Here is a 24182-nt window from a genome sequence, read left to right on the forward strand (position 1 = left end):
GTTTACTCCTTCAGAATGACAAGAGGGGCATCAGAACTATCCTGCGGGGCGCCATTCTTTTGTCATCATGAGCGAGTCTGGGCGCAAAGGATCTCTCTGCCTTTACTTTTTCTAGAGGCAAAAGGCGGGCCACATATCCAGGAAAGGGAAACGAGGAGAGGAGGAAGTTGATGGGCCGGGGATTTTGGGATCTGCTCAGCGAAGCGAGGACTTGGTGCCGCGGATCGACAGCACGGAGGCTCTGTGGTTTTTTTCTACAAGGGAGGAAGGAGCAAGGAAAGCAATAGGGATATTGTTCAATATAAACGGTGATTTGAGTGAGCAGGGCAGGTGTAGGAAACGACAACGGCCAATTCGTAAACTACAACACTTCATTAGTGGCTCGAGCACGCCAGCCACCGGCTACCGGCGCGCAAGGCGGGCGATTTCTTCATCCAGCAGGATACGGCAGTAGCGGCAAAACGATTGGTCCTTGTGGTCAACATCCTTGATCCTTCGGCAGTAGTGCATGATACAGGCTGGATCCGGACAATGCTTAAGGTGAAAGGTATGTCCCAGTTCATGCAGGGCTTCCTTGACGATCCGCTGGCTGAAAATGGAACCGGACCCAGCATCCGGCAGCCCGTCTGCCAGCCGATACATGGAGAGCATGGCCGCCCGGCCGCCCATTTGGGCTTCGCCGAAGACATGGGTCAGGATGGGGATGAACAGGTCCACATCAGTCAAGGCCAGGATCTTGAGCCACTGGTTCGTAGCGGCTTGGTCCAGGGCGGCAAGGATGGCTGTGGAGTGATATTGATTGCGGCTGAAGTGGTAGGCGAACTCAATGTCGTGCAGCAAAGGGGCAGTTGAAGCGGCCAGTCCGAAGGCCTGGCTTACAGCCAGCCGGACGGGTTCCAGGATGGAGGGCGGCGGCGAGGATATGGAGGTGACCAGGATTTGGGCATGCATGGCTGTAGATGTCTAGCCGAAATGAGGAATATATGGGCGCAAGCTCCCCTCAGCACCCAGGATAAACTGCAAACTCTTATGCATGCACTTCCACCTCCTGGGGCCAAGAGCCGATTACGTCTTGCTCAGACCGTAGCGTTTGAGCTTGTGGTACAATGTGGAGCGATCGATGCCCAGAATCTCGGCCGACTTTTTGATGTTCCAGTTGGTCTGTTCCAGGATGGAGGCAATGTGCTCCTTCTCCATTTCCCGCAGGCTGAGATCCTGGGGTCCTCTGGACTGGGCGCTACTAAAAATGGGCAGGTCCTGGGGCTGGATTGATCGGGACTTGCCGACCACCACTGCCCGTTCAATGGCGTTTTCCAGTTCCCGGATATTGCCCGGCCAGTCGTAGAGCATCATTTCGTCCAGGGCTTCCCTGCTTATGGAGCCGATTTCCTTGTTGGTTTCCTGGGCAAAGCGCAAACGGAAATGATCGGCCAGGAGCGGGATATCTTCTTTGCGCTTGCGCAAGGGCGGTATCTGGATGCTGATGACCTTGAGCCGGTAATAGAGGTCCTGGCGGAAGCTTCCGTCGCGGACCGCCTGTTCCAGGTCCTTGTTGGTGGCGGCGATAACCCGGAAGTCGGCTTCTATGGGCTGAGTTCCGCCCACCCGGTAGAATTTTCGTTCTTCCAGGACCCGCAGGAGGTCGATCTGCATGCGCACGGATATCTCGCCCACCTCGTCCAAAAACAGGCTTCCCCCGAAGGCCAGCTCCAAGCGGCCTTTTTTGGTGCTTTTCGCGTCGGTAAACGCCCCTTTTTGGTGTCCAAAGATCTCGCTTTCCATCAGGTGCTCGGGTAAAGCTCCGCAATTCACGGCCACAAACGGTCCCTGAGCCCTGGACGAGCGGGTATGGACGGCTTTGGCCACCAGCTCCTTGCCGGTTCCCGTCTCCCCGGTGATGAGCACAGTTGAGTCGGTGGGGGCAACCTCCTGGATGAGGTCAAAGACCTCCTGCATGGCCGGGGATTGCCCGATGAGATTCTCGAATTTGGTTCGTTCCTGGTGGGCCGCCCGCAAGTAGAGATTTTCCCTGTCCCGGGCCCTGCGTTCCAGGATCTTTTCAATAAGCACAGTCAGGGTTTCCGGCTCGAATGGTTTGAGCAGGTAGTCATGGGCCCCGTCTTTCATGGCTTCTACAGCCGTGGAGATGGAACCGTAGGCTGTGATCATGACCACAGCCGTATCCTGATCCAGATCCCGGATCTTTTTCAGGCCCTCCAGTCCGCTCATGCCCTCCAGCTTGATGTCCAGGAAGATGATATCGTATCTCGTCTGTCTGATCCGCTCCAGTGCTTTCTCCGCGCTGGCCACAGCCTCTACCTTAAAGTCGTCCCTGGCCAGCCAGGCGGACAGGGATTCACGCAGAATCAGTTCATCGTCGACTATGAGAATGCTCGCTCTGGCCATGCTCCTCCCCTTACGCCTCAGTGGTACCTGTCTTTGGGCTGTTTTAAGGGCAGGCAGACCCGGATGGATGTGCCCTGACCCGGATTGGAGGTCACATAGATTGAACCGCAATGCTGCTGGATAATTCCATAGGCCACGGACAGCCCCAAACCGACTCCCTTGCCCTTGGCCTTGGTGGAAAAGAAAGGATCGAAAAGCCGGGGAATAGTGGACTCCGGGATGCCCACCCCAGTGTCCTGGATCATGGCCGTGACCTTGTTCCGGTCATGGCTGGTGGCAACGTGCAGGGTGCCGCCTTGGGTCCCTTCCATGGCCTCTGCGGCATTGGATATCAGGTTCATGAAGACCTGTTTTAGCTGTTCTCCGTCTCCAATGATGTTCGGGAGCAGAGGATCGAAATCTTTTTTGACCTGCACCCCGGAGATCTTCAGGAAGTTGGAATTTAAGAACAGCAGATCCTCAAGCAGGGAGTTCAGATTCAAGGCGGCAGTTTCCAGCTTGGTCTCCCGGGAGAAGGAAAGCAGGTTGGAGGTGATGCGGCTGATGCGCCTGGTCTCGGTCTCCATAAGCCCCAGGTATCGGGTGAAGTCCTTCAGGTCCTGTTCGGTCAAGGCCCCTGATCCGGTTATGCGCTTCATGAGCAGGGTCAGGTTCAAAATCCCGGATATGGGATTGTTGATCTCATGGACTACGGAGGCGGACAGCTTGCCCAAAGAGGCCATTTTGTCCTGATGCAGGAGCTGTTCCTGCCGATTTTTGAGCTCCTGGGTGCGCTCTTCGACCAACTGCTCCAAACGGCGGTTTATCTCCTCGTCCTCCTTCTCCCGCTTGGTCACGTCCCGGCTGATTTCAATGAACTTGCTCAGAGAGCCGTCTTGCTCCCATATGGGGTAGATGGTGACTTCGATGTACACCACTTTGCCCTCTTGATTTACCCGGGGAAATATGCGCTGGCGCATTTCACGGGAGTCGATGACTTCCTGCAGGGGGCAGACGATGTCCTCGTGTTCGGTGCATTGGCATTGCCGGTTGATGTGCTGGAATACCTCATAGCATTTGTGCCCGATGACTTCTAAACGGGTGAACCCCATCTGATCCAGAAAGGCTGTGTTCACCTCCACAATGGTCATATCCGGAGTGATGACCAGGATGAAATCTTGAATGCCGTCCAGGATGGCCTCGATTTCCTGGGTTCTTTCCCGCAGCTTGTTGGCTTCATTGGTTATTGACTCCCAGAACAGGCGGAAGGCCTGATAGGACATGATGCGGACGGTGTGGGGCTTGCTGTCCAGGACCTGGTAGAAGAGTTCCTGATCCGGACTGAGGATGATGATCAGCTCGATGCCATAGCAGGGGTCGAAGAGTTCGGAGTAATCCTGGACTGTGAGCAAACCCAGACGGCGGGCCATGACCATGCCCGGCGCTTCGGGATCAGGGTCAGCGACCGCGACCATTTTGGCGGCCAGGGAGGTATGCTCAAAATACTCTGCCGAAGTTGTCTCCAAAACATCGGCCGTGAACTCTGTCCCTCCAATAATGGCAATATTCATTGTCTCCCGGCCTTGTTGTCAGAGGCGATGTGACACGGACTCCTGCCGGTTGAAAATGGTGAGACATGGACACAGGAAAGTATGCGAATCTGCAGCTGAATGCATGAATGCCTAGGCGGCAGAGGTTACAGTTTTACAGTCAGCGGGGAAGTGTCAACACCGATATGTAAACTGACCAGTGTTTAGTTGAGCACTTACAAACCCACATGCCTGCCAAGGTGCAGGCACGCTTTCGCTAACGAAGCATCCAAGCGATTTCGATACCGATCCCGATAGCGATTTGGATTATTTCAACTATTAACTAAAAACAGTTTTCATGCAAAAGCAGGACATGGGCCTAGACCGGATATGCCGTGCCCGGTGATCCGCTGAACACAAGGCCGGGCCTGCCCCCTGTTCAAGGCAGGCCCGAGTGCCTTTCAGATCTCCAGGAACTCCCGGACGCTTTTGACGACCTGATCCGTACAGTCCGGTCCCTTGGGGATGTAATCCTCGGCTTCCATGCTCATGGCATCGTATTGGGTATAGCTGGTGTCCGCTATGTGATCGGCAACAGCAGTAAGCATGACCACCGGGATGTCGGCGGTCCTGGAGTCGGCCTTGAGCTCCTTGCACATCTGGAACCCGTCCTTGACCGGCATCATGACATCCAAAACAATGATGTCCGGAAGGTTGGCGTTCACCCGGTCCCAGCCCTCCACACCGTCATAAGCCACATCCACGCTGCAGTTGAGCTTTTCGAGTTTGTTCTGCACAACGCTGACGAAATCCGGATCATCGTCGACAACGAGGATTCTCTTTGTGGTCATCTGCTTCCTCCTCAAGGTTTTTGTATGAGAAACTGTTATGAGTTATTCGTTCCTAGTTATCAGGATCTGATTGGTAACCACTCCCAGTCGGTATCGAAATCGTTTTGTATGAAAATACTGGGTGCAGTTCTTGCGTAGGACGCGGTTGCCCTTAACCGCTGTCCATTCAAGATCCCAAATAACGGACAGTCATGGAGGCCGCAGCAGGCAAGCCCTCCGCCCGGATCATACCGCAGGGCGGGGATGCAGGCCGCTGCGCTCAACGATTTCCGGGACCTTTTCCTCCCATTCAATGGCCATGACATGAAAGCCGTGGACACCCTTGCATTCCTTGAGCTGCTGGATGGATTCCACGGCAATGGTGATCCCCTCGGCAGCCTGTTTGTCCTTTGGAGTGTCGGACATGCGCTTGACCACGTGGTCCGGAATATCCATGCCCGGCACCCGCTTCTGCATGAACCTGGCCATGCCCGCGGACTTGAAGGGGGTTATCCCGGCCAGGATATGGACCTTTTCATCCAGGCCCCTGTCCCGAACCCCCTTCATCCATTCCTCGAACTTTTCAAGGTTAAAAATGCACTGGGTTTGAATGAACTCCACACCGGCAGCCACCTTTTTGGCCAGTCTGGGCACCCGGATCTCAAACGGGTCGGCGAAGGGGTTGGCGGCCGCGCCGACAAACATCTGCGGCGGACGCTTGAGCTCGTCGCCACCGAGAAATTTCCCTTCGTCCCGCATGTGCCGGACGGTTTGGATCAGCTGCATGGAGTCCAGATCGTGGACGTTCTGGCCCTGGGAACAGTCGCCGAAGCTCTGATGGTCTCCGCTGAGGCACAGGATATTGTGGATATCAAAGGACGCAGCACCCAGGATATCGCTTTGCAGGGCAATGCGGTTCCTGTCCCGGGTGACCATCTGCAGCACCGGCTCCACACCCATGAGCTTGAGCTGGATGCAGGCGGCCAGGCTGCACATCCGGGTGACCGAGGTCTGATTGTCCGTGATGTTGATGGCATCCACGTGATCCCGGATCATTTCCGCCTTTTTCTTGATTACCTCCGGGTCGCTCCCCCGGGGCGGGCCGCACTCCGAGGTTACAGCCAAGTGTCCGGCATTCAGGACCTTTTCCAGCGTGCTCGGTGTCTTCGTGCTCATGACTGCACATCCTCCCTGACGACTTTTCGCGGCCCCCCGGCCCGGTCCGTGGTCCAGTCCTTGACCGGCATCAGCTTCTCATAATCCTCCATCCGGTCCAGGGCGTTCAGGCGATCGATGATCAGCTGCCAGGCGCAGGGCAGCTCGGGGTTGATCTCGCACTTGCCCTTGGTCGATCCCCCGCATGGACCGTTCAGCAGGCGCTTGGCGCAGCGGGAGATGGGACAGATTCCCGCGGTCTGCCCCAGGATGCATTGCCCGCAGGCCTGGCAGCGCTCCGTCCACAGGCCGCGTTCTTCGGTCACCCCCAGAAAACAGGTGTTCACCCCGGGGTAGACCGGGAGGCGGGGATAGGTTTCGGCCATGAACTGCACCCCCACCCCGCAGGCCAGGGAAACAACGGCATCGTAGCGGTCAGCCACATCCCGGACCTCCTCCAGGTATTCCCGGTCGCACTGGCGCTCCAGGGTTCGTTCATCCACCCGCACCTCCTTGCCCTGGTTGAGAAAGGACATGCGCAGGGTGGAGGCCAAAACCGCCACCTCCTTCTTGCCGCCCGCTTCGCAGACCGTGACGCATTCGTTGCAGCCCAGGATAAGCACGGAAGAGGCGTCCTTGACCATGTCCATGATCTCCTCGACTGGCTTCCGATCAGCAACAATCATGGTTCATCCTCACTTGGTCAGAGTACTTACTTCAGGGGTCAGGGGTCAGGGGGCAGGCTCCAGGAGCTTGGTCACAACCAAAGGGGGCCCAGTTTTTCAAAAACTGGCTTGAGACCGTAATATACGTCCCTGGCTCCCGGGTTGTGTCTGTTCCTGATTCCTGCCTCCGCCTCCTGAATCCAGACCTACGCTGCTTTCGGCTTCCGGGCCGCCTTTAAGGGATTGGGCCCCAAACCACGGACGGTCTGGTCCATCTCAGCGGCGTACTGGGCAAAGCGGGGGCCTTCCCCGGATGACAGGTTGTACATGCCCACCCGTTCACCGCCCACGCCGACCTGATCCAGGATGGCCCGGGCCTGCTCGACCCGTTTTTTGGCCCGCAGGTTGCCGGTCTTGTACCGGCAGTCCCCCTCCAGGCAGCCGACAATAAAGACCCCGTCCGCCCCTTTTTCAAAGGCGTGCAGGATATGCACCAGGTCTACCTTGCCGGTGCACGGAACCCGTACGATCTTGATGTCCGAGGGATAATTCAGTCGCATGGAACCTGCCAGGTCCGCGGCTGAATAGCCTCAGGCGTTGCAGCAAAAGGCGATGATGATGGGCACAAAGCCTTGGCTCATAAGACCCCCTCAAGTAGTGCGTCGATTTCGCTTTCAATCTGGACGTCCTCGTACCAGTTGAGCTCAATGGCCTTGGCCGGGCATTCCGCGGCGCACACCCCGCAGCCCTGGCACAGGGCCTCGTCTATCTCGCTGACCCCCTCCTCGTTGATTCTGGGGACCCCGAAGGGACAGGCCCGGACACAAATCAGGCAGGCTGCACACTTCTCCGCATCCACTTTGGCCGTGACTGCGGACAGGGTCAGATACTCCTGGGACAGGTAGGTTACTGCCCGGGAGGCGGCAGCCAGGGACTGGGCGATGGCCTCGGAGATGAGCATGGGGCTGTGGGCCGTGCCGCAGACAAAGACCCCCTCGGTCCCCATATCCACTGGGCGCAGCTTGACGTGGGCCTCCAGAAAGTGGCCTTCTGCGTTTCTGGCCAGCTTCATGATCTGGGCCAGCTCTTCGGTGTCTTCGGCCACCAGTCCGGAACTCAGGCCCACGATGTCCGCATCGATGAGCAGGGGGCGGTTCAGAATGGGATCAACAACCTCCACCTGGAGGCCGTCCCCGGACTGGACCACCTGCGGCGGATTTTCCGGAGTGAAATGGATGAAGATGACCCCGAGCTCCCTGGCCTTGGTGTAGTACTCCTCCAGCAGGCCGTAGGTCCGGATGTCCCGGTAGAGGACAAAGACCCGGGCGTCCGGATTGTCCCGCTTGATGTGCAGAGCGTTTTTGATCGCACTCTGGCAGCAGATCCGCGAGCAGTTGGGGTTGTCCTGGTTGCGGGAGCCCACGCACTGGATCATGACCACCGAGGAGAGGTCCCCGGCCCCGTTCCGGTCCAACCGGTCGGCCAGCTCGATCTGGGTCATGACCCGGTCTTCATCCGGGTAGTGGTACTCAGTGGGCTGGTATTCCGTGCCTCCGGTGGCCAGAATGGTCACCCCGTGCTCCAGCCTGCGCTCGTACATGGCCGGCCCGACAATGAGCTCGGTGCTGAAGTTGCCCTTGAATCCCTGGCTGTTCACAATAAGGGATTCGGTGAGGACCTGGACCTTTTCATGGGCGTGCATTTTCTCCGCCAGGTCCTGGATCAGGGCCTGGACGTCCTGGCCTTCAATGGTTTTGGTCAGCCGCCGGGAGAGTCCCCCCAGCTCCTTCTCCTTTTCCACCAGATAGGTCTCAAACCCCTGGTCTCCCAGGCTGAGGGCCGCGGTCATTCCCGCCACGCCCCCGCCCACGACCAGGGCCCTGGGGGTGACCGGGATGCGTCTCTCGTGCAGAGGGGCAAGCTTGGCCGCCCGGGCCACGGCCATGTGCACCAGCTGCTTGGCCTTTTCCGTGGCCAGCTCCGGGTTGTCCGCGTGTACCCAGGAGTCCTGGTTGCGGATATTGGCCATCTCGAACAAATACTTGTTCAGCCCGCAGGCCTCCAAGGTCTCCATGAAGATGGTCTCGTGGGTCTTGGGGGTGCAGGAGGCAACCACGATGCGGTTCAGCCCGTTTTCCCGGATGGCTTCCTTCATCTGCTGCTGGGCGTCCTCGGAGCAGGTGAACAGGTTCTGGGAGGTGTAGGCCACACCAGCCAGGGTGCCGGCGTACTCCTCGACTTGGGGCACATTCACCACGCCGCCGATATTGATCCCGCAGTTGCAGACAAAAACCCCGATCCGCGGCTCCTGGCCCTGGACATCGAGCTCGGCCGGAAGCTCCAGGCTCTTGGTCCGGGTATGCCGGGCCGGAGCGAGCATGCGGCCGGCGGCACAGGCCGCGGCGCTGGCGTCGGCCACCGAGCTGGGGATATCCTTGGGGGCCTGGAAGATGCCGCAGGCGTAGATCCCGGGGACCGAGGTGTTCACCGGTTCAAATGGGGAGGAGTGCACGAACCGGGAGGCATTGAGCTCTACACCCATCCTCTCGGCCAGGGCCTGGGTCTGCGGCGAGGACTCAAAGCCCACGGAGAGGATGACCAGGTCAAAGGTCTCGTCCACGATTTCCCCGTTTTCGGTGACGTAGCGGACCGAGAGGTCGTCGCATCCGGGCAGGGGGTCAACCGTGTGCACCCTGGCCTTGATGAACCGGACTCCCTCCTTGTCCTTGGCCCGCAGGTAGTACTTCTCGAAGTCCTTGCCGAAAGTCCGGATGTCCATGTTGAATATGGCGCAGTCCAGCTCTCCGGACGCGTGTTCCTTGGCCACCACGGCCTCCTTGATGGCGTACATGCAGCACATGGAGGAGCAGTAGCCGTTGCCGCAGCGGTTCGTGTCCCGGGAGCCCACGCACTGCAGCCAGGCTATCCGGGTGGGTTCCTTGTGGTCCGAGGGGCGGACCAGATGCCCCATGGTCGGCCCGGAAGCGCTGAGGTAACGCTCGAACTCCAGACTGGTCAGGACGTTGGGGTGGCTGGTGTGGTGGTAGAACTCCTCCAGCTTGGCCGGATCAAAGACCTGATTGCCCGGACAGAGGACGACCGAGCCCACTTCCAGCTCCAGATCCTGAGCCTTTTGCCCGTGGTCGATGGCCTCGGCCAGGCAGGCTTCCACGCATTGCTGGCATTCGCAGCAGTATCCGCAGTTCAGGCAGCGTTCGGCCTCGGCCTGACCGGCCTGCGCATCCAGGCCGAGCTCCACCTCATGAAAGGTGCAGGTCCGTTCCTCTGTCTCCAGCTCGGGCATATCCACCCGGGGAACCGGGGGCTGCCCTTCAGGGAGGGCGCACCAGTCCGGGACTTCTTTGGCCGGAAGGGCTTCCCGTCCCTGGGCCATGTCCCGGCCGTCCAGATAGCGGGAGATGGATTCGGCGGCCTCCCGTCCGGCGGCAACCGCTCCGATGGCCACCCAGGGACCGGTCTGCAGATCTCCGCCGGCAAAGACCCCAGCCCTGCCGGTGGCAAAGGTGACCGGATCGGTCTCGATGGTTCCCCAGCGGGTAAAGGACAGGTCCGGGATCTCGTTGATGGCTGACAGATCCGGCTGTTGGCCGATGGCCGGGATGATGTGATCGCAGTCCAGGTCGAACTCGCTGTCCGGGACCGGAACCGGCCGCCGGCGGCCGGAAGAGTCCGGCTCCCCGAGTTCCATGCGGATGCAGCGCAATCCAGCCACCTGATTGTCTTGAACCAGGATTTCCTGAGGGGCGGCCAGGTAGACGAACTCGATCCCTTCACATTGGGCCCCCTCCACTTCTTCGGGCAGAGCCGGCATCTCGTCGCAGGAACGGCGATAGAGGACGGTCACCTTCTCAGCCCCCAGACGCTTGGCCGCCCGGGAGACGTCGACAGCTACATTGCCGCCGCCGACAACGACCACATGCCGGCCGATCTCCGCCGCGCCCTGGAGGTTGACCTCCCGCAGAAAGTCCACTCCCTGGCGGACGCCCTGGGCCTTTTCCCCCGGTATGCCCAGGTTCATTCCCTTGTGGGCGCCGAGGGCCAAATAGACGGAGGCGTAGCCTTGGGAAAACAGTTCCTCCACGCTGATGTCCCGGCCCAGGGCGGTGTTGGTCCGGATCTTTACCCCCAGGTTGGTGATGACCTCGATCTCCGCATCCAGGATCTCCCGGGGCAGGCGATGGGCGGGGATGCCCAGCCGGAGCATGCCCCCGGTCTGCGGGCTGGCTTCAAATACAGTGCTGGTGATGCCTTTTCTGGCCAAATGGTAGGCGCAGGACAGCCCGGCCGGGCCGGACCCGATGATGGCCACCTTTTCCGGTCGTTCCGGAGCGCAGGGGATCTCCACATCCCGGGGATCGAACTGATCAGCGGCCAGACGCTTCAGGGAGCGGATGGCCAGGGGTTCGTCCAGCTCCGCCCTGCGGCAGGCATCTTCACATCCGGCCGGACATATCCGGCCCAAGACTCCGGGCAAGGGCAGCTCCTGCATGATGATCTGCAGGGCCTCTTTATATTTGCCCTGTTTGACCATCTGGACGTAGCCCTGCACGTTGAGCCCTGCTGGACAGGCCAGGCGGCAGGGGGCTCGGTCTCCTTTTTCGATGGCGTAGGCTCCGGGGATGGCCTGGGCGTACAGCTTGTACGCCGCCTTGCGTTCAGAAAGCCCCAAATCATAGCTGTTGGGCAGGGATACGGGGCAGACCTTGGCGCATTCCCCGCAGCTTGTGCATTTGGCGGGATCAACATATCTGGGATGCTGATGGACCGTGACGGTAAATCTCCCAGGCTTGCCCTGAATTGCGGTGACCTCGGCATTGGTCACCAGCTCAATGTTCAAGTGCCGGCCGACCTCGACCAGTTTGGGAGAGATGATTCACATCGCGCAGTCGTTGGTGGGAAAGGTCTTGTCCAGCTGGGACATGATACCGCCGATGGCCGAGGCCCGTTCCACCAGATAGACTGCATAGCCGGAATTTGCCAAATCCAGGGCTGCCTGCATTCCGGCAATTCCTCCACCGGCCACCATAACCGCTCCGACCAGGTCGGTTTGGGCACTGGACGTTTCCGCAGGAGACGAATTGAAATGCAACATGGAATTCATCCTCGCATTGCTTCTATAATTTCAGGGAGTTTTCGTTCCCATCCCATGGTGGTCAGGATCACGCCTCCGAAACCTGCGTTCTTGATCATGGCCGCTGTTTCTGCGGCGATCTTCACGCATTCCCGTTCCTTGTCCCCGGCCTTCTGGATTCGGCGCAGGACTGAGTCCGGAATGTGGATGTGCTGGATGTTGCGGGCGATATAGCGGGCCATGCCCAGGGACTTGAGGAGCAGGACCGAGGGTATGAGCTTGAACCGATGGGCGGATGCCGCCTCCAGAAAGGGAGCGATGGATTCGAGCTCGAACAGAGCCGGGGTGATGAAATAGGTGACACCGGCGTCCAGCTTGGCCTGAAAGTCTTTGACCTCCTGGTCCAGCCCGTCCTTGTCCACTCCGGGATTGATGGTCGAACCGACCTTGAAGCTGGGGGCTCCTTTGAGCTCGATCCCGGCCATGTCCCGGCCCTGCTGGAGCCTGGACACGGTCTGCAGAAGGTCCATGAGTTGGATGTCGTTGACCGGTTTGGTCTGGGGGTGGTCACCGAAGCGGGGGTCGTCGCCGGTTACGGTCATGATCCCCCGGACGCCGCAGGCATATGCGGCCAGCAGATCGGCCTGCAGGGCCAAGCGGTTCCGGTCCCGACAGTTGAGTTGCATGATGGCCGGCATCCCGATCCCCTGAAGGAGAACGGCACCGCCCAGGGAACTCATGCGCATGACCGCACTGTTCATCTCCGGAACCACGCATCCATCCACCAGCCCCTTGATCCTGGTGACGTTGGTGACCATTTCGGACACGTCCACGCCCTTGGGGGGCTCAATTTCCGCCAGGAGAACGAATTCCCCGGCCTCGAGTTTGGATTTCATACCCCTGAATACACCTCCTCACCAAGCACGGTGCGTTGCGGTTTGCTGCGCCCTGCGCAGGAAGCGGGGCCTGTCTACGAGGTGGGAGCGAATCGATACGCTGGGGTTTTGGTTCTTCGGTTGACTGGGGTTCGACTCCGAAACGGTGTTTGGGGAAGATTCGTATTTTGTTGCATTATATACCCTGAGACGAGGAAACAGTCAAGGGATGGGAGCACAAAGTGTAGATTCTTTCTACGTAGGATTTTTCAGCAGTCGCAGACTCGCTTACGAATGATACACAAAAGAATAGCATTACAGCGACAGTTTGGGGACGACAAACACCTGCAAAGAGCCAGGCGGGCGCCGGGCGAATACTTATGGCTCCCACGCTCTGCGAGGGAGCTTTCCTGACCGCTCCCGCGGTCTCTTTCTGGACGCCGGAACGCCCAAAAGAGTTCCCACGCAGAGCGTGGGAACGATAAACACAGTTCAGGGGCCTTGTCCTGCGAGGTGCTGAAGGCCTCCTGAACCCGGCTGATTGAGTATTTCTGGTTCTTCGACGTAGCATGTGGATTTTTGGAGTTTGCCATCTCTTCTGTGAGCCCACTTTCGGCCCGGTATTTTCTAACTCCCGCCAAAGGGGGATCCCTGCCCCCTCCAGGCACTCACATGATGGACATTGTTTTCAGATGGACTGAGCATATCATGCATGTGAGTGCCTGGTTTCCCCCTTTTGGCGGGACCAAGAAAATGTGCGGGCCTGCCGCTTACGGCACACAGAAGAGACGGCAAACTCTTATAGATGCAATTCCACTTTTTGTGTCGAAGAGCCGTATTTCTCGTATCAGTCCCAATATGGGATTCATCACCAGCTGTGAGCTCAATGGCTGTCACCGCCTCGCTGGACAAGGCCCCCTGAACAAATACGGCTCTTCGACGTAGCCTGCAGGAGAGGCCTTGAATTTAATTTGCAGATGCCTTGCCACCAGCCATGTTTTTTATTAGGGTGAATTCGATTTGTACATTGCGCCATATAAATTTTTGGTATTTTTGAATATTTGGGGGAAATATGAAGTTGGCAATCGCTGGGAAGGGCGGGGTGGGCAAGACCTCGTTCGCCGTCTGGCTGGGCGATTATCTGGCCCGGCAGGGAGAAGACGTCTGGATGGTGGATGCCGACACCGCCCTGTCCCTTGGACCGGCCCTGGGGCTTACCCCGGACCAGGTCCCCACCCCGCTGGTGCAGAACAAGGATCTGATTCAAGAGCGGGTAGGCAGCGGGGGATTTATCAATATGAACCCCAAGGTCGACGACTTGGCCTCCCGCTTGAGCACGACCGTGCGGGGCATGCACCTGCTGGTCATGGGGACCATCGCCGGAGCGGGCGGAGGCTGCGGATGTGCGGCGAATGCTCTGCTCAAGGCCATGCTCGTGCACCTGATCATCCAGAACACCCAGTGGCTGATCGTGGACTTGGAGGCCGGGGTGGAACACCTGGGCCGGGGAACCATCTCCAGCGTGGACGGGCTGATCGTGGTCAGCGAACCCAGCGTGCGCAGCTTGAACACCGCAGCTGAGATCAGCAGGCTGGCGGCGAGCCTGGGGCTGAAGAATCAGGCCCTGGTCCTGAATCGGGCGGCCGAGGGGTACACCCCCCCGGAAAATATGGCTCTTCCCCCGGTGGCGGCCAAGGTCCCGGCCCTGCCCTCCCTTGTGGAGCAGCAGCAGCATACGGCATCGGTCCTGGATCTGCCTGAACGCGACTTTTTGGATCAGACCTGCGCCGCGGTCCTGGAGCACTTTAAGTAACACCACAATCCCAACGAGGAGCATATATGTCCTTGTCCATAGCGTTTTCCGGAAAAGGAGGAACAGGCAAGACCACCCTGGCCGGACTGCTTGTGCGGTATCTCATAAAACACGGCAAGGGTCCCATCCTGGCGGTTGACGCCGACTCCAACTACAATCTGAACGAGGTCCTCGGAGTGCAGGTGGACGAAACCCTGGGAGGAGTCCGGGAACGGATGAAGAAAGGGGATGTGCCCAGCGGAATGACCAAGGACCGGTTCATGTCCATGCAGCTGGAGCAGGCCATAGTCGAGGCCGACGATTTCGATCTGGTGGTCATGGGCCAGCCTGAAGGCCAGGGCTGCTACTGCGCGGCCAATACCCTGCTCAGCGATTTCCTGAGCAAGCTGACCGCCAACTACCAAAGCATCGTCATGGACAACGAGGCCGGAATGGAGCATATCAGCCGGCTGACCACCAAGAACATCGATACCCTTCTGGTTGTATCCGATCCCTCCAGACGCGGGCTGCAAGCCGCCCAGCGGATCAAGGAGCTGGCCCAGTCCCTGAATATCGGAGTCAAAGACATTCACCTCATTTTGAACAACGCCCGGGAAGAACCGTCCCAGGCCGTGCTGGACATCATCGAGCAGGCCGGCATGAAGCTGCTGGGCGTGGTCTACGCGGACCAGACCCTGGCCGAATACGACATGACCGGCCGTCCAACGGCAGAGCTTCCGGAGGACAATCCCGTAGTCCAGAGCGCCTTCGCCATGTTTGATACAATTGTTCCCTAAGAGACCGCGACCAGACCTCGAGGCCTGAGCATTTGGCACACCATTATCCTGCCATGACCGAGCTGAGATCGGCTCAGTCCCCTTCTTGTCCCCAAACTCTTTGGATTTACTCCTTTCAAGGGAGGTTTCCTCCTGCGGCAACCAGGCGCCTTGCTCACTTTTTGGGCACCTGGGTCGAGGACGACCTCTCCTTTCTCTTTTTCACTGCCCCCAGCGATGGCCAGGTCCGCAGCCTGGAAGGGCTTTTCCCCCAGGTCAGGCTCTTGGACAGCTATACCATGAGCTATGAGGACTGGGTCGGGGGACCGTTGGAGCCCTTCAGCGTCGGCTCTGTTCATATCTGTCCGGTATGGAGCACAGAGGATGCCCCGGATGATGAAGAGACTCTGTACCTGGATCCCGGGGTGGTTTTCGGAGGCGGGAGCCATCAGACCACGCTGGATTGTCTGAAGGCCTTGAATTTTCTGGCCCGCAGGGGTGAACGGGGACGGCTGCTCGATCTGGGCAGCGGAACCGGGGTCCTGTCTTTGGCTGCGGCCAGGCTGGGCTGGGAGCAGGTTGTGGCTGTGGATCTCAATCCCCTGGCCGCCTGGACCACCCAGGCCAATATCGCCCGGAACATGCTGACCGACCAGGTGCTGGCCGTTCAGGGCCGGGCGGAGGCAATTCTGCACATCCCGGCCCGGACCGTAGTGGCCAACATCCACTACGATGTCATGGCTCGAATCCTGCATACAAAAGCCTTTAGGGCCGCCCGGAGCTTTGTCCTGTCCGGTCTGCTCCGGTCCCAGGCCATGACCGTGCTCCAGGAGCTGCGGGGGCTCGGGGCTGCAATAGACGGGGTGCTGGAAGACGGAACATGGTTTACCCTTGTGGGTCGGCATCAGGCCTGTCCGGATTGAGCCGGGAGGGAGAACAGAGCGCCACTGGCATGTGTTCAGGGTGTCTTGCCCAGCAAGGCGCTGAAGGCCTGGTATTGGCTGTTTTACGGGGTTTCGGATCAGTTCCAATCCGGGGGCTTTATCAATTGTAAGCTGAAGGGCTGGTCAACCCCTTGCTGGGCAAGGCCCCCTGAACTTTGGGGGGCTGAATGTTTGCCGCCTCGGTGCGTTGGATGAGAGCCTGGGGCCAGGACCCAGGCTCGTTGTCACATTTTAACAACAGGTGTTTAGATCACGATATGCCAGATACCTCTACCGGTTCCCAGAGCACATCCCCAAGGTGGGTGTATACCGTCCATCTTGATCAGCCCTCTTTTGAGGACAATACCGCAGATGTTGACCGTCTGCTGCGTGAGCTGCGCCGCAGAAGCGGCTGGCACAATCTGACCTGCGATTTGGAGTGGATGAACGAGCTCCCCTCCATGTTGCGGGACAGCGGATTCGCCCTCAGGTGTACCCTGTTTTCCGACGGCGTGAGCGCAGTTCTGACCGGAGCGGCCCCGGCCGGAGAAGATCGGCCCGCACTTGGTCTGGCTGTGGATCTGGGCACAACCCGGTATGTCCTGCAACTCATAGACCTTGCCTCCGGCCAAGCCCTGGGGAAGATGGACCGGGCCAATCCCCAGGGGGAGATCGGCCCGGACATCTTGACCCGCATTCATCATGCGGCCAGGTCAGAAGGGCTTGAACAGCTCCAGGACATGCTGATCCGGGACATGAATCAGGCTGTTGAGGAGCTGTGCGCGGAGCAAGGCGTGTCCAGCCAGGCAGTACATAATGTTGCTCTGGCCGGGAATACGGCCATGACCCATCTTTTCTTGGGCCTGGATCCGAGGTGGATGATCCGCGAGCCGTACATCCCGGTGGTCAACGACCCGGGCCTGGTTCGGGCCCAGGCCCTGGGGCTCGCGATCCATCCCCGGGCCAGGGTGTATTGCTTTCCCAATATCGGGAGCTATTTCGGCGGAGATCTTCTGGCCGGCATCGTCTTTTCCGGACTGGACGTCAGGGACGAGCCCACCTTGCTGGTGGATGTGGGAACCAATGCCGAGGTCATCCTGGGAAACAAAGATTGGCTCATCGCCTGCGCAGGGGCGGCCGGACCGGCCCTGGAAGGGGGGGTGAGCAAGATCGGGGCCCAGGCCGGCCCTGGGATCATCGATTCGGTGCAAATTGATCCGGAGAGCCTGGACATTGAGGTGCACAGCATAGAGGAGCTTCCCCCGGCCGGGATCTGCGGCTCCGGGATCATCGATCTGGCGGCCCAGATGTTTATGGCCGGACTGTTGGATTTCCGGGGGAAAATGGTCCCGGAGCGGGCACCGGAGCTCTTCGTGCAGGAGGACGGGATCTGGAATTTTAGGCTGGTACCGGCCCGGGAATCGGGAACAGGTGCGGATCTGCTCATTGGACAGCCGGAAATAGACAGCCTGGTCAGGTCCAAGGCGGCCATGTTCACCATCCTGGAGACCTTGGTCGGATCCGTGGGTATCGGGTTTGAAGAGATAGGCGCTTTTTTTGTGGCCGGGACGTTCGGCAATTTCATTAAGCCGGATTCAGCCATCGGCATCGGCATGCTTCCGGACCTGCCGCGGGGGCTGTTTCAATCCCTGGGCAACAGCTCCCTGGGCGGGGGCGTCCGCTTGCTCCAGGATCCGGAAGCGATCTCCCGGGTCAAGAAGGCCCGGGAGCGGATCACCTACCTGGAGCTGAACGTCAACCAGGCATTCATGAATCAGTTCAGCGCCGCAAAATTTTTGCCCCATACCGAACGGTCCAAGTTTCCTTCGGTGCGGATTCCGTCCTGATCCTGCTGTGGGCCCCCGGAAATACACAATTATGAGACCATGAAGAGGAGGTGGAATATGCCTACCGTTACGTTTTTGCCCCATGAACGCAGCGCCGAGGTGGAGCAGGGGACAACCCTGATCCGGGCTGCCCTGGACGCAGGAGTGCATATCAATGCCTCCTGTGGAGGCAATGGGGTCTGCGGCAAATGCCGGGTGCGCCTTGAACAGGGCGAGGTCAGCGGCGGGATCAGCGAGAAGCTGAGCCAGGAGGATGTGGACCAGGGCTATCGCCTGGCGTGCTTGGCCGAGGTCCAGAGCGACCTGACCGTTCGGGTTCCTGTGGAGTCGGAAGTGGATGCCAGCGTGCTCATGGCCACTCCGCGCAAGACCGCTCACATCAAGCAGCTGGACCTGGAAGACTTCAAGGAAAAGGGGGTGTTTATCCCGGCTGTGGAGCAGCTGAACGTTCAGCTCACTCCTCCCAGCAGCCAGGACAACGCTCCGGATATGACCCGGCTGATCAACCACCTCAAGCTCAAGCACGACGAGCACCGGCTGGTCGTGGACCTCCCCGCGATCCGCAAGATCGTGAACGTCCTTCGGGAACAGGATTTCAATGTCACGGTGACCATGGCCAGGCCGGTCCGGGAAGGAAGCAAGACAGCAATCATCAACGTCCATCCCGGAGACACTGCGGACCAGAACTACTCCATAGCCATGGACATCGGGACAACGACTGTCTACGGGCAGCTCCTGGACCTGAACACGGGACAGGTTCTGGCTGAAAATGGGGACTTTAATGCCCAGATGAGCTACGGCGAGGATGTGATCAACCGCATCGTGCATGCGGAGAAAGGCAACGGCTTGGAGGAGCTGAACAAGGCGGTGCTCAAGACCATCAACTCCATAAACGATAAGCTGGTGAAGAAGGCGGGCATTGATCCGGATTGCATATCCACGATCACCATTGCCGGGAACACGACCATGACCCAGCTGCTGTTGAAGATAAATCCCCGGTATATCCGCCGCTCCCCGTATGTCCCGGCCTGCACCCTGTTCCCCCCGTTCAAGGCCTCGGAGCTGGGTATAGAGCTCGGCCCCCACGTCCAGGCCCTGGTCTATCCGGCTGTGTCCAGCTATGTGGGCGGGGATATTGTGGCCGGGGTCATGGGATCGCTCATGTACCGCGAGGAGGAGATTACCCTGTATATTGACGTGGGGACCAATGCCGAAATCGTGATCGGCAATAAGGACTGGATGGCCTGCGCGGCCTGCTCGGCAGGTCCGGCCTTTGAAGGCGGGGGAATGAAGTTCGGGATGCGGGCGGACAAGGGCGCTATTGAGGACTTCTCCCTGGATCCGGTGACTCTGGAACCCATGGTCCTGACCGTGGGACAGAAAAAGCCCCGCGGCATCTGCGGATCTGGGCTGATCACCGCGATTGCGGTCATGTTCGAGATGGGGGTGATCGACAACCGGGGCAAGTTCAATCCAGAGGTGGACAGCACCCGGATCCGGGAGAACGACGGGATCATGGAGTATGTTCTGGCCTGGGCCGAGGAGACGGACATCGGGCGGGATGTGACCCTGCAGGAGCCGGATGTGGACAATCTGATCCGGGCCAAAGGGGCCATCTACAGCGGATGCATGACCCTGCTGAACGAAATCGGCCTGTCCATCAACGATCTGGACCGGATCATGATTGCCGGGGGATTCGGGAGCTACATCGATCTGGAGAAAGCCATGACCATCGGCCTCCTTCCGGAAATGGACGCGGACAAGATCACTTTTGTGGGCAACGGGTCCATGATGGGGGCCAAGATGAGTTCCCTGAACAACCATATCCGCCGGGACGTGGTGGAGGTGACCACCAAAATGACCAATTTTGAGCTGTCGGAAACCACCTCCTATATGGACAATTACATGGCCTCCCTGTTTCTGCCCCATACCGAGCTGGAGAACTTCCCCAGGTTGAACGAGCGCCTGCGCAAGCGGCGGGAGCTGGCCAAAGGCGGGGACTAGGCCGTGGTCCGGGCAAAGGCGGTCGGGCTTTCCCTCCGGAGGCGAAAAGGCGCGCTTTTCCCCCGTGTGACCACCCGGGAGCCCGGAATCTGAAATCAAATACAGGTTTTTGTGCCCCGGTTTGTTGACAAAAGGCCAATTTGCAGCTAGTGAATTCTCATTTATTAAAGACTTGAACTCCATAGATATATTCAGTTTGCTTTCGGAAACTGAGTGGTACTCAAGAACACACATTGGAGAAGGCGGTGCGATCCGCTGGGGAGCACCTCATATACGCCTTAGGTTCTTCAATCATTTTCAAGCAATAAGGAGTGGATATGGGCTTTGAAATGGTGAAGGAAAACTATACCGGGTCGATCAAGGCTGTGACTTTGGGTCAAGGCGACAAAGCCGTGACGGTAGGCGGCGAATCCTGCCTCCCATTTCACGCCTTTGAAGGCGAGATCCCGAATCCGCCGAAGATCGCCATGGAAGTTTGGGACATGGAGCCCAAGGAGTGGCCGGAAGCAGCCACTGCTCCTTTTAAAGACTGCCTGGCGGATCCAGCCGCCTGGGCCAAAAAGTGTGTTCAGGAGTACGGTGCGGACATGATTTCCCTCCAGCTCCGGAGCACTGACCCCAATGACCAGGACGCCAGTGCTGAAGAGGCCGTGGCGAGGGTCAAGAAGGTCCTGGACGCTGTGGATGTCCCGGTCTGTGTGTGGGGAACCACGGCTGTGGAAAAGGACGCTGAGGTGTTGAAGAAGGTATCCGAGGAGTGCGAGGGCGCAAATCTGGTCATTGGGCCGATTGAAGACGCCAACCACAAGACCATCGGGGCCGGAGTCATGGGGTTTGGGCACACAGCCGTCGCCTCTTCGCCCATTGACATCAACCTGGCCAAGCAGATCAACATCCTGCTCGAAAATCTGGGCATGCCCCTGGAACGGGTGCTCATCGACCCCACAACCGGCGGTCTGGGCTATGGAATGGAGTACTCCTACTCGGTCATGGAACGGATCAAGCTGGCCGCCCTGACCTTTGGGGACGACAAGCTGCAGCTGCCCATCTACAACAACCTGGCCTTCGAGGTCTGGAAATGCAAGGAAGCCAAGGAACCGATTGAGGAGAATCCCCTGCTGGGAGATCCGGAACGCAGAGGCATTATGATGGAGGCAGTGGCTGCTGTTTCTTACCTCATGTCCGGGTCCAACGTGCTGGTCATGCGCCATCCGGAGTCCGTCCGCCTGGTCCGGTCCTTCATCCAGCTGATGGTCGAGGGGGGCACGGCCGAGAAGGTCGAGCCGGTGAACAAGCTTTTGGAAGAGCCGGAGATCGATTATCTGTCCATGTCTCCGGAGATGGACCTGAGCATCGAAGAAGAGAAAAAGCCGGCCGCGGCCAAGAAGGAAGAAAAGCCCAAGGCTGAGGAAAAGCCGGCCGCCGAGGCCAAGCCGGAAGCAAAGGCCGAACAGAAGCCCGAACCCAAGCCCGAGCCCAAGGCCGAGGAAAAACCGGCAGCCGAAACCGCGCAGCAAGCAGCTCCGGCTGCGGCTGAAGCCAAGCCTGCCGAGCCTGCGGGCGGGGCGGCTCCGGCTGTTGACGAGGCCAAGATCCGGGCCGAAATAGAGGCCAAGGTCCGCAGAGAAATGGAAGAAAAGGTCAAGGCGGAAGCCGATTCCAAGGCCAAGGCCGAGGAAGAGGCCAAGGCCAAGGCTGAACAGGCCAAGAAGGAAGCGGAGGAAAAGGCCAAACGGGAAGCCGAGCAAAGGGCCCAGAAACTGGAGCAGGATGCCAAGGAGGTCCGGGATAAGGTGGCCAAAGCCCAATCCGGATCCAAGGCCCCTGAAGAAAAGAAGGCCGAACCGGTTCCGGAGTCGGTCACTGAACGGATCGTCACTCTGCTGGACCGCTTTCACAAGCGGGCTGTCTAGCAAAGGGCGTGATAATAGAAGGGATAAACCCGCAAAAAGGAGTGTACTATGTCCAAACTCGTTGCCTTTGCGGCCATCCAAGGCGGCTATAATATCGTGTCCAAGGCCGAAGGCCAGCTCAAACAGGCCTTGGATACATATGAAGCGAGTACCAAGATCGGTTTTCCCAATACTGCCTACTATCTTCCGGTCATCTATTCCTTGACCGGAATCAAGTGCGAGACCCTGGAAGACCTGCAAAAGCCCGTACAGTTCGCCCGCAAGCTCCTCCCGCCGCATATCAAGGGCGTCAACCATCTCCCCTATCTCGGCTCCCTCCTGGATGCCGGCATGGCAGCCCTGTTCTGCTTCGAGGTCCAAGAGGCCCTGCGCTATCTGTATGAGCCAGACTTTTACCTGGCCACTGCGGAAGAGGTGGACGAAGACAACAACAAGATCTGGCTGGGTGCAGCAGACGACGTCATCCTGCGTAAGCGGGGCGTGGAATTCGTGGACGGTTCTGCCCCGGGGTTTGCGGCTATCGTGGGCGCTGCCCCGGATGCAGAGACGGCCAAGATGATAGTCGAAGATTATCAGCAAAAAAATCTGTACATATTCCTGGCCGCCAACCAGAACGGGACCACCTGTGCCGATCAGCTCCGGGAAGCAGGAGTGCAGATCGGGTGGAATACCCGGATCGTACCCTTTGGTCCGGACATCTCTTCGGCCATCTTCGCCCTGGGGTTTGCCAACCGGGCGGCAATGTCCTTCGGCGGCGTACAGCCCGGAGACTATAAGCGCATCCTCATGTACAACAAAAACCGCATCTTCGCCTTTGTCAACGCCCTTGGCGATGTCAATGCCGAGTGGGCCGCAGCAGCTGCCGGATGTGTCAACTGGGGCTTTCCAACCATTGCCGACACAGACATTCCCGAAATCCTGCCCACAGGAGTCTGCACCTACGAGCATGTGGTCAGCGATGTCCCCCACGAGGAGATTGTGCAGAAATCCATTGAGGTCCGCGGCTTGAAGGTCAGCGTGACCAAGGTGGACATCCCCTGCGCCTTCGGTCCTGCCTATGAAGGCGAGCGGGTCCGCAAGGCCGATCTGTTTGCTCAGATGGGCGGCGGCAAGACCCAGTGCACCGAGCTGGTCAAGATGGCGGACATGAATGCGATCGAGGACAGCAAGGTCGAAGTCGTGGGCAAAGATGTCGGCGATTTGAAGGAAGGCGACACCCTGCCTCTGGGCATTTATGCCCAGGTAGCCGGCCGGGAGATGCAGGAAGATTTTGAGCCCATTCTGGAACGTCAGATCCATCATTTGGTCAACTACATCCAAGGGGTCATGCATATCGGACAGCGGGATATCTCCTGGGTCCGGGTCGGCAAGGCCGCTGTGGAAAAGGGTTTTACTTTAAAGGACATCGGTGTGGTCCTGCACGCCAAGTTCCATCAGGATTTCGGCAAGATCTTGGATAAGGTCCAGGTCACTCTGTACACTGGCAAAGAGGATGTGGAAAAACTCACCGAACGGGCCAGGGCAGAGTACAAGACCCGGGACGAGCGGGTGGAAAACATGCGGGACGAGGACGTGGAGACCTACTACTCCTGCACCTTGTGCCAGTCCTTCGCCCCCAACCACGTGTGCACGGTCAGTCCGGAGCGGACCGGGCTGTGCGGGGCGTACAACTGGATGGACTGCAAGGCTTCTTACGAAATCAACCCCACCGGACCAAACCAGCCCATTCAAAAGGGCGAGTGTGTGGACCACAGGTACGGACAGTGGAAAGGAGTCAACGATTTCGTGTACAAGGCCTCCAAAGGCGGAATCGACCATTACAATTTCTATTCCATTGTCTATGATCCCATGACCACCTGTGGCTGCTGCGAGTGCGTGGCCTCGGTCCTGCCCCAGTGCAATGGAGTCATGACCGTTAACCGGGACTATCAGGGCGAGACTCCCTGTGGAATGACCTTTACCACCCTGGCCGGAACAGTCGGCGGCGGAGCCTCGACTCCGGGCTTTGTGGGGCACTCCAAGTTCAACGTTACCCAGCGCAAGTTCATCCGCGGTGATGGTCCTTTTGAGAAGGATGAGCATTCCGGGCTGCTGCGCCTGGTGTGGATGCCCAAGATGCTCAAGGACGAAATCAAGGAACGTTTTGAAGAGCGGGCCAAAGAGGTCGGCATTCCGGATCTCCTGGATCGTGTAGCAGACGAGACAGTGGGCACAACTGAAGCCGATATCCTTCCCTTCTTAAAGGAGAAGAAGCATCCCGCCCTGGATTTGGAACCGATTATGGGCGGGTAAGATGAGCAGTTCGGGGGTGGCCGTGGCCGCCCCCGAATTTGTGTAGGCTTGCGTGCTGATGAAGATGTGCGCTGACACAGACGTTGACTATTGCTACAGAAAAG

16 protein-coding genes and 1 pseudogene are annotated in these 24182 nt (G+C 58.8%); 7 read left to right on the forward strand and 10 right to left on the reverse strand.

Going from position 1 to position 24182, the window contains the following annotated elements; genetic code table 11:
* Positions 1–402: 402 nt before the first annotated feature.
* The 10 genes and pseudogenes from N902_RS16125 to N902_RS0102950 form a co-directional block, all read right to left on the reverse strand.
* Positions 403–951: a hypothetical protein gene (locus N902_RS16125; RefSeq protein ID WP_051564188.1), complete on the reverse strand. Its 549-nt coding sequence runs from the start codon at positions 949–951 to the stop codon at positions 403–405.
* 114 nt (positions 952–1065) lie between these two features.
* Complete coding sequence (locus tag N902_RS0102910; protein ID WP_027369709.1) at positions 1066–2406, reverse strand: sigma-54-dependent transcriptional regulator; 1341 nt, start codon at positions 2404–2406, stop codon at positions 1066–1068.
* A 17-nt stretch (positions 2407–2423) separates the two neighbouring features.
* On the reverse strand, positions 2424–3956 hold the full coding sequence (locus N902_RS0102915) for an ATP-binding protein (protein ID WP_027369710.1): 1533 nt from the start codon (positions 3954–3956) through the stop codon (positions 2424–2426).
* 419 nt (positions 3957–4375) lie between these two features.
* Entirely contained in the window at positions 4376–4765 is a 390-nt protein-coding gene (locus N902_RS0102920) for a response regulator (RefSeq protein WP_027369711.1), read from the reverse strand.
* A 225-nt stretch (positions 4766–4990) separates the two neighbouring features.
* Positions 4991–5920 (reverse strand): methylenetetrahydrofolate reductase, encoded by a 930-nt coding sequence (locus tag N902_RS0102925; RefSeq protein ID WP_027369712.1) that lies wholly within the window; start codon positions 5918–5920, stop codon positions 4991–4993.
* Positions 5917–6585: a methylenetetrahydrofolate reductase C-terminal domain-containing protein gene (locus N902_RS0102930; RefSeq protein ID WP_027369713.1), complete on the reverse strand. Its 669-nt coding sequence runs from the start codon at positions 6583–6585 to the stop codon at positions 5917–5919. Before N902_RS0102930 ends, N902_RS0102925 begins: the two co-directional genes overlap by 4 nt.
* A gap of 185 nt (positions 6586–6770) precedes the next feature.
* Positions 6771–7139 (reverse strand): annotated as a pseudogene (locus N902_RS0102935) (hydrogenase iron-sulfur subunit); the annotation flags it as partial.
* A gap of 62 nt (positions 7140–7201) precedes the next feature.
* Positions 7202–11422 (reverse strand): NAD(P)-binding protein, encoded by a 4221-nt coding sequence (locus N902_RS0102940; protein WP_208596253.1) that lies wholly within the window; start codon positions 11420–11422, stop codon positions 7202–7204.
* A gap of 36 nt (positions 11423–11458) precedes the next feature.
* On the reverse strand, positions 11459–11677 hold the full coding sequence (locus tag N902_RS20725; protein ID WP_051564224.1) for an FAD-dependent oxidoreductase: 219 nt from the start codon (positions 11675–11677) through the stop codon (positions 11459–11461).
* A 5-nt stretch (positions 11678–11682) separates the two neighbouring features.
* Positions 11683–12552, reverse strand: a complete 870-nt coding sequence (locus N902_RS0102950; protein WP_027369717.1) for a methylenetetrahydrofolate reductase — start codon at positions 12550–12552, stop codon at positions 11683–11685.
* 1051 nt (positions 12553–13603) lie between these two features.
* Between N902_RS0102950 and N902_RS0102955 the strand changes: the two genes are divergently transcribed.
* The 7 genes from N902_RS0102955 to acsB all read left to right on the forward strand — a co-directional run bounded on the left by N902_RS0102955 (position 13604) and on the right by acsB (position 24078).
* Entirely contained in the window at positions 13604–14344 is a 741-nt protein-coding gene (locus N902_RS0102955; RefSeq protein ID WP_027369718.1) for an ATP-binding protein, read from the forward strand.
* 26 nt (positions 14345–14370) lie between these two features.
* Positions 14371–15120, forward strand: coding sequence for an ATP-binding protein (locus N902_RS0102960; RefSeq protein WP_027369719.1), 750 nt, complete (start codon positions 14371–14373; stop codon positions 15118–15120).
* Positions 15121–15281: 161 nt separating this feature from the next.
* Complete coding sequence (locus N902_RS16130; RefSeq protein ID WP_051564190.1) at positions 15282–16022, forward strand: 50S ribosomal protein L11 methyltransferase; 741 nt, start codon at positions 15282–15284, stop codon at positions 16020–16022.
* A 278-nt stretch (positions 16023–16300) separates the two neighbouring features.
* Complete coding sequence (locus N902_RS0102970; protein WP_051564192.1) at positions 16301–17869, forward strand: ASKHA domain-containing protein; 1569 nt, start codon at positions 16301–16303, stop codon at positions 17867–17869.
* A 57-nt stretch (positions 17870–17926) separates the two neighbouring features.
* The gene (locus tag N902_RS0102975) at positions 17927–19873 is read left to right on the forward strand and encodes an ASKHA domain-containing protein (RefSeq protein WP_034621394.1); all 1947 of its coding nucleotides are present in this window, start codon (positions 17927–17929) and stop codon (positions 19871–19873) included.
* A gap of 317 nt (positions 19874–20190) precedes the next feature.
* Entirely contained in the window at positions 20191–21786 is a 1596-nt protein-coding gene (locus tag N902_RS0102980; protein WP_027369722.1) for an acetyl-CoA decarbonylase/synthase complex subunit delta, read from the forward strand.
* A gap of 48 nt (positions 21787–21834) precedes the next feature.
* Complete coding sequence (gene acsB, locus N902_RS0102985) at positions 21835–24078, forward strand: acetyl-CoA decarbonylase/synthase complex subunit alpha/beta (protein WP_027369723.1); 2244 nt, start codon at positions 21835–21837, stop codon at positions 24076–24078.
* The last annotated feature ends 104 nt before the right edge of the window (positions 24079–24182 follow it).

Source organism: Desulfovermiculus halophilus DSM 18834, assembly GCF_000620765.1.
Taxonomy (GTDB): domain Bacteria; phylum Desulfobacterota; class Desulfovibrionia; order Desulfovibrionales; family Desulfothermaceae; genus Desulfovermiculus; species Desulfovermiculus halophilus.

Excerpts from the sequence above, each read along its gene's own strand:
- N902_RS16125 (WP_051564188.1), bottom strand. The coding sequence starts at position 951 with ATGCATGCCCAAATCCTGGTCACCTCCATATCCTCGCCGCCGCCCTCC.
- N902_RS0102910 (WP_027369709.1), bottom strand. The coding sequence starts at position 2,406 with ATGGCCAGAGCGAGCATTCTCATAGTCGACGATGAACTGATTCTGCGT.
- N902_RS0102915 (WP_027369710.1), bottom strand. The coding sequence starts at position 3,956 with ATGAATATTGCCATTATTGGAGGGACAGAGTTCACGGCCGATGTTTTG.
- N902_RS0102920 (WP_027369711.1), bottom strand. The coding sequence starts at position 4,765 with ATGACCACAAAGAGAATCCTCGTTGTCGACGATGATCCGGATTTCGTC.
- N902_RS0102925 (WP_027369712.1), bottom strand. The coding sequence starts at position 5,920 with ATGAGCACGAAGACACCGAGCACGCTGGAAAAGGTCCTGAATGCCGGA.
- N902_RS0102930 (WP_027369713.1), bottom strand. The coding sequence starts at position 6,585 with ATGATTGTTGCTGATCGGAAGCCAGTCGAGGAGATCATGGACATGGTC.
- N902_RS20725 (WP_051564224.1), bottom strand. The coding sequence starts at position 11,677 with ATGTTGCATTTCAATTCGTCTCCTGCGGAAACGTCCAGTGCCCAAACC.
- N902_RS0102950 (WP_027369717.1), bottom strand. The coding sequence starts at position 12,552 with ATGAAATCCAAACTCGAGGCCGGGGAATTCGTTCTCCTGGCGGAAATT.
- N902_RS0102955 (WP_027369718.1), top strand. The coding sequence starts at position 13,604 with ATGAAGTTGGCAATCGCTGGGAAGGGCGGGGTGGGCAAGACCTCGTTC.
- N902_RS0102960 (WP_027369719.1), top strand. The coding sequence starts at position 14,371 with ATGTCCTTGTCCATAGCGTTTTCCGGAAAAGGAGGAACAGGCAAGACC.
- N902_RS0102970 (WP_051564192.1), top strand. The coding sequence starts at position 16,301 with ATGCCAGATACCTCTACCGGTTCCCAGAGCACATCCCCAAGGTGGGTG.
- N902_RS0102975 (WP_034621394.1), top strand. The coding sequence starts at position 17,927 with ATGCCTACCGTTACGTTTTTGCCCCATGAACGCAGCGCCGAGGTGGAG.
- N902_RS0102980 (WP_027369722.1), top strand. The coding sequence starts at position 20,191 with ATGGGCTTTGAAATGGTGAAGGAAAACTATACCGGGTCGATCAAGGCT.
- acsB (WP_027369723.1), top strand. The coding sequence starts at position 21,835 with ATGTCCAAACTCGTTGCCTTTGCGGCCATCCAAGGCGGCTATAATATC.